This window comes from Streptomyces sp. NPDC059524, from assembly GCF_042749255.1.
GTDB classification, from domain to species: domain Bacteria; phylum Actinomycetota; class Actinomycetes; order Streptomycetales; family Streptomycetaceae; genus Streptomyces; species Streptomyces xanthii.
This window is the reverse complement of record NZ_JBHYTK010000257.1, coordinates 1-5,551: the sequence shown is the minus strand read 5'-3', so window position 1 is coordinate 5,551 and position 5,551 is coordinate 1. Positions and strand designations below refer to the sequence as shown.

Here is a 5,551-nt window from a genome sequence, read left to right as displayed (position 1 = left end):
GCACATCAGCGCCCTCCGCCGCGGGCGCCCCCCCCCCCGCGCGCCGCCGTTTGCGGTCGCAGCGTGTAGCGGCCGAGTGGGCGTCGCTGGTGCATGGGTGCGTCGTGATGATCCCGGGGAAGATATCGCAGCTCAGCGCACGCGTCCCCGAGGTTTGAGCGGCACGGGCGGCAGTTCGGGAGCGTCCAGTCGATCCCCGTCGTACCCCTTCACATCCCCAAATCTGGACCCTGTCATCCAGTCCTCACGGGCCTGGGTGATATCGTCCTGCGACCTTCCGATGAAGTTCCACCACATGACGAGCTCCTCCTCGAACGGTTCGCCGCCCAGGAACATCAGGCCCGTGTCCGAGCCCGCCCGTACGGGGAGTTCCGTGCGGCCGCAGCCGAGGTAGAGCATCGAGCCGGGGAGGACCGGGACGTCGTCCACGTGGGACTCGCCGGACATGGCCAGGACCGCGTACTCGAAGTCGGGGTTCAGGGGGACGCGGACGTCGGCGCCCGCGGTGAGGGTCAGGTCCGCGCCCACGATGGGCGTGTACGTCGAGCCCGGCGACGTCGCGCCGTCGAGCGAGCCCAGGATCACCGTGGCGGTCAGACCCGGGGCCGTCACCGTCGGCAGGTCCGCGTGGTGCTGGAAGTGCGGCTCGACGTGGCGGTGCGTGTCGGGGAGCGCGACCCACAGCTGGGCGCCGTGCAGATAGCGCGCGTGGGTCTTCGGGCTCTCCTCCGAGTGCGAGATGGCGCGGCCCGACGTCATCAGGCCCAGCTCGCGCGGGCGGATCGTCTGCAGGCTGCCGGTGGAGTCGCGGTGCAGCACCTCGCCCTCGTGCAGCCAGCTCACCGTCTGCAGGCCCATGTGGGGGTGGGGCGGCACCTGCATTCCGGGCTCGTCCGCGATGTCGTCGGGGCCGTAGTGGTCGACGAAGGCCCAGGCGCCCACCATGCGGCGGCCCAGGTTCGGCAGCAGGCGCCGGACCTCGGTGGACTCGCCGAGCTTCACGCGGCGCGGGCTGAGAAGCTCGCGCACCGGTTCCGCCACGACGAAACCCCGTCCGCCGCACACGGAGGGAACCGCCTCACGATCAAGATTGCTCATGTCGGACAACCTAGGGCCTGTGCGGCTCTCCGTCAGTCCCGCGGCCCGAAGTCGCCCCGACGGGCGGCGCGCGCACCGGCGCGTCCGCCGCCCGTACGGGTCACCCGGCGCGCCATCCGCACCACCAGCCACTGGAATGGACGAGTGCCCCATGTGACCGCGGCGAACCAGATGACCCCGGGGAATCAGATGCCCCCGGCGCATCAGGCGACCCTGGCGACGCCGGCGGTGGACGCCGCGCCGCCGGACGACTGTCTCGCCCGCAACGACTGGATCTGCGGCGCCTACCTCGACACGCGCCGGCACATCCTCGTCGACGCCGTCGTGCAGCACCTGCAGATCACCGTGATCGCCGTCGCCATCGCCCTCGTCATCGCGGTGCCGCTGGCCGTCGTCGCCCGCCGCTGGGGCTGGGCCGCCGGACCCGTGCTCGCGCTAACGACCGTGCTCTACACGATCCCCTCGCTCGCCATGTTCTCGCTGCTCCTGCCCGCGTACGGGCTGTCCGCCACGCTCGTCGTCGCCGGACTCGTCCTGTACTCGCTGACGCTGCTCGTCCGCAACATCCTCGCCGGACTCCGCGCCGTCCCCGAGGAGACCCGGCAGGCCGCCCGGGGCATGGGCTACGGGCCGATCCGGCTGCTGCTCACCGTCGAACTGCCGCTCGCGCTGCCCGCCGCGATGGCCGGGCTGCGCATCGCCACCGTGTCCGCGGTCTCGCTCGTCACCGTCGGGGCGATCGTCGGCTACGGGGGACTGGGGAACCTCATCTACTCCGGCATGAACACGTACTTCAAGGCGCAGGTGCTCACCGCCTCCGCGCTGTGCGTCGTGATCGCCGTCGTCGCCGACGTGCTGCTTCTCGGCGTCGGCCGCCTCCTGACCCCTTGGACGAGAGCGAGCCGTTCATGACGACAGGGAGCCCCGCGTGACCACAGGAAGGCCGTCGTGAAGACCCTCACCGACGCCTGGGACTGGCTCGCCGACGCCTCGCACTGGGCCGGCGACGACGGCATCTGGCACCGGCTCGCCCAGCACCTCGTCCTGACCGTCGTGTGCCTGGTGGTCAGCTGCCTCATCGCCCTCCCGATCGCCCTCGTGCTCGGCCACCTCGGCAAGGGCGGCGCGCTCGCCGTGAACATCTCCAACGTGGGGCGGGCCGTACCGACCTTCGCCGTCCTCGTCCTGCTCCTGCTCACCCCGCTCGGCCAGTACGGCGAGGGGCCGACCGTCGTCGCACTGGTGCTGTTCGCCGTGCCGCCCCTGCTCACCAACGCCTACGTCGGCATGCGCGGCGTCGACCGAGGCGTCGTCCAGGCCGCCCGCGGCATGGGGATGACGGGGAAGCAGATGCTGCTGCGCGTCGAGGCGCCGCTCGCCCTCCCGATGATCATGAACGGGGTGCGGATCGCCGCCGTGCAGCTCGTCGCCACCGCCACCATCGCCGCCCTCGCCGGCGGCGGCGGACTCGGCCGCATCATCACCGCCGGGTTCAACCTCGCGAGCACCCCGCAGGTCGTCGCGGGAGCCTTCCTCGTCGCGGTCTTCGCCCTCCTCGTGGAGGGGCTCTTCGAGATCGCGGAACGGTTCGCACCGTCCTGGGCGCGGGGGAGCGGATGACCAGGAGAACCCTCGCCGTGCTCGCGGCGCTGACCGCACTGCTCGCCGGCGGCTGCTCCGGCGGCCCCGCCCTCGAGGACCAGGGCGCCGTCACCGCGCCGCCCGGCGACAGCAAGCACCTCGTCATCGGCTCCGCCGGCTTCACCGAGAGCGACCTGCTCGCCAACATGTACGCGCTCCTGCTCGACGACGCCGGATACGGCACCCGCATCCTGTCCGTCGCCAACCGGGAGCTGTACGAACCCGCCCTGGAGGCGGGGCAGATCGACGTCGTCCCCGAGTACGCCGCCACGTTCGCCGACTGGCTCAACGCCAAGGCCAACGGGGCCGACGCCGCACCGGCCGGATCGCCCGACCTCGACGCCACCATGTCCGCCCTGCGCTCGCTCGCCGGGCCGCGCGGTCTCGTCGTCCTCGATCCTGGCAAGGCCGTCGACCAGAACGCCTTCGCCGTGACCTCCGCGTACGCCCGTACCCACGGCCTGCGCACGCTCAGCGACCTCGGCGGATCCGGCCAGAAGGTGCGGCTCGCCGCCGGGGACGAGTGCGTCCAGCGGCCGTACTGCGCGCCGGGGCTCAAGAAGGTCTACGGGATCGACGTCACCGGCGTCGATCCGAAGGGCGTCGGCACCACGCAGTCCAAGAAGGCCGTGCAGAACGGGCAGGACCAGATGGTGCTGACCACGACGACCGACGCCACGCTCGGCGAGTTCGGCCTCGTCCTGCTCGCCGACGACAAGAACCTCCAGAACGCCGACTACATCGTGCCGGTCGTCAACCGCTCCCGCGCGGGCAGCACCAAGGTCGCCCAGGCGCTCGGCAAGCTCAACTCCGTGCTCACCACCAAGGACCTGGCGTCCCTGAACGAGCAGGTCGACAGCTGGCGCCGGCTCCCCGAGGACGTGGCCCGCACGTATCTGGAGGACAAGGGGCTGCTCTGAGGGCCCCACACCGACCGCTCACCCTCAAGGTGAACTTTAGGGTGAGACTTCAGGGTTGTGCCGGCTGCCGCGCAGGCCGTCTCACGCGTCCGCGACCGAGTCGAAGTCGACCTCGTCGCGCCCCACGCCCAGCGCGTCCGCGTCCACCGACCGCCGCAGCGCCTCGTGCAGCTTCGCAGGTGTCAGCACGCCGAGGAAGCGGGAGCCGTCGAGGACCGCGACCCAGCCCGCGTCGTGCTGCAGCATCACACCGAACGCCTGCTTGAGCGGCGCCCCGACCGGAACCCACGCGTTCATGCGGTGCGCCAGCTCGCCCACCCTGCCGCCCGCGCCCGCCAGGGCCACCTCGTCGACGCCGACCCAGCCGTGCAGATCGCCCTGCCCGTCCAGGACCACGGCCCAGCGCGCGCCCTCCTGCCGCAGCCGGGCGGCGGCCTGCGCCGCCGACTCGTCGATCCCGACCACCGCGGGCTGCTCCAGATCGGCCGCCTCGATCGCGGTCACCGACAGCCGCTTCAGCCCCCGGTCGGCGCCGACGAACTCGGCGACGTACGGCGTCGCGGGTTTCCCGAGCACCGCACCCGGCGTGTCGAACTGTTCGATGCGCCCTTGCCCGTACACCGCGATCCGGTCGCCGAGCCGCACGGCCTCCTCGATGTCGTGCGTGACGAGCAGCACCGTCTTGCGGACCGCCGCCTGCATCCGCAGGAACTCGTCCTGCAACTGCTCGCGCACCACCGGGTCGACAGCGCCGAACGGCTCGTCCATCAGCAGCACCGGCGGATCGGCGGCCAGTGCCCGCGCCACCCCCACCCGCTGCCGCTGGCCGCCCGACAACTGCTCCGGGTACCGGCCGCCGTACGTCTTCGGGTCCAGGCCCACCAGATCGAGCAGCTCGGCGGCGCGGGCCCGGGCCTTCGGCTTCTTCCAGCCGATCAGGGCCGGGACGGTCGCCGTGTTGTCGAGGATCGTGCGGTGCGGGAACAGGCCGACCTGCTGGATGACGTACCCGATGCGGCGGCGCAGCCGCACCGGGTCGATCGTCGCGATGTCCTCGCCGTCGACGAAGATGCGGCCGGACGTGGGCTCGATGAGCCGGTTGACCATCATCATCGTGGTCGTCTTGCCGCAGCCGGACGGGCCCACGAGCGTGACCAGTTCGCCCTCGGCGACCTCGAAGGAGAGGTCGTCCACCGCCGTCGTGCCGTCCGCGTACCGCTTGGTGACCTGATCGAACCGGATCATGGACTCACGCTAACCGGGACCCTCACTCCCCGCTCACCAGCACCACCTCCAGGGTGCGCGGACCGTGCACCCCCTCGACCCGGTCGAGCTCGATGTCGCTGGTCGCGGACGGGCCCGAGATCCACGTCAGCGGGCGCGACGGATCGAGCCGTTCCAGTGCCCGCGGCACCGAGGACACGACCTGGTCGGGGACGCGGACCACGCAGATGTGGTGGTCGGGGATCAGGGTGATACGGCGCCGTCCCTGGTCGGGGGAGCCGTCCAGGACGATCGTGCCGGTCTCGGCGATCGCGACCGCGCACCCCGTCACGACGCTCTCCACGCGGTCCAGTTCCGCCGGGGTGCTGACGGCCCGGTCGTGGACGCGCGGCGGGCCGGCCGCCGACATCCACTCCGGCGGGAGCCCCGGCGGGACCAGCACCGACTCCGGACCCCGCTCGGCCAGCAGCCGCATGATCAGGAGGGGCAGCTCCGCGGCGCCACAGCGGTGCACGACCGCGCGGTAGTCCGCCAGGTTCTCGGCCAGCAGCTCCACCGTCTCCTCGACGCTCCGCCCGCCGTGCTCGCGCAGATAGCTCCGGTCGATCGCGTCGCGGTTCGAGGACGGCGGCCCGGCCGGGGGGCCGCGCGCGCCCCCCCCCCCCGCC

The 5,551-nt window shown here is 72.2% G+C and carries 6 protein-coding genes; 3 read left to right on the top strand and 3 right to left on the bottom strand.

The features are described from left to right. Positions 1–132 precede the first annotated feature (132 nt). On the bottom strand, positions 133–1,098 hold the full coding sequence (locus ACFW9D_RS37345) for a pirin family protein (protein WP_384629840.1): 966 nt from the start codon (positions 1,096–1,098) through the stop codon (positions 133–135). 189 nt (positions 1,099–1,287) lie between these two features. On the opposite strand from ACFW9D_RS37345, the gene ACFW9D_RS37340 reads away from it, so the two are divergent. Genes ACFW9D_RS37340 through ACFW9D_RS37330 form a run of 3 tightly spaced genes read left to right on the top strand, consistent with a single transcriptional unit; the run spans position 1,288 to position 3,659 of the window. Next, positions 1,288–2,010, top strand: a complete 723-nt coding sequence (locus ACFW9D_RS37340; RefSeq protein WP_384629838.1) for an ABC transporter permease — start codon at positions 1,288–1,290, stop codon at positions 2,008–2,010. A gap of 36 nt (positions 2,011–2,046) precedes the next feature. Next, complete coding sequence (locus tag ACFW9D_RS37335) at positions 2,047–2,718, top strand: ABC transporter permease (protein ID WP_384629836.1); 672 nt, start codon at positions 2,047–2,049, stop codon at positions 2,716–2,718. Further along, a complete protein-coding gene (locus ACFW9D_RS37330; protein WP_188335395.1) occupies positions 2,715–3,659 on the top strand; it encodes an ABC transporter substrate-binding protein in 945 nt (314 codons plus the stop codon). The genes ACFW9D_RS37335 and ACFW9D_RS37330 overlap by 4 nt, the downstream gene beginning before the upstream one ends. Positions 3,660–3,740: 81 nt before the next feature. Here the strand turns inward: ACFW9D_RS37330 and ACFW9D_RS37325 are convergent, their stop codons facing one another. After that, positions 3,741–4,904, bottom strand: coding sequence for an ABC transporter ATP-binding protein (locus tag ACFW9D_RS37325; protein ID WP_384629834.1), 1,164 nt, complete (start codon positions 4,902–4,904; stop codon positions 3,741–3,743). A gap of 22 nt (positions 4,905–4,926) precedes the next feature. After that, the coding region (locus ACFW9D_RS37320) for a lactate utilization protein C (protein ID WP_384629832.1) at positions 4,927–5,551 on the bottom strand (625 nt) is incomplete at its 5' end.

Coding starts and splice junctions, on each gene's coding strand:
- ACFW9D_RS37340 (WP_384629838.1), top strand. CDS start 1,288: ATGCCCCCGGCGCATCAGGCGACCCTGGCGACGCCGGCGGTGGACGCC.
- ACFW9D_RS37345 (WP_384629840.1), bottom strand. CDS start 1,098: ATGAGCAATCTTGATCGTGAGGCGGTTCCCTCCGTGTGCGGCGGACGG.
- ACFW9D_RS37325 (WP_384629834.1), bottom strand. CDS start 4,904: ATGATCCGGTTCGATCAGGTCACCAAGCGGTACGCGGACGGCACGACG.
- ACFW9D_RS37330 (WP_188335395.1), top strand. CDS start 2,715: ATGACCAGGAGAACCCTCGCCGTGCTCGCGGCGCTGACCGCACTGCTC.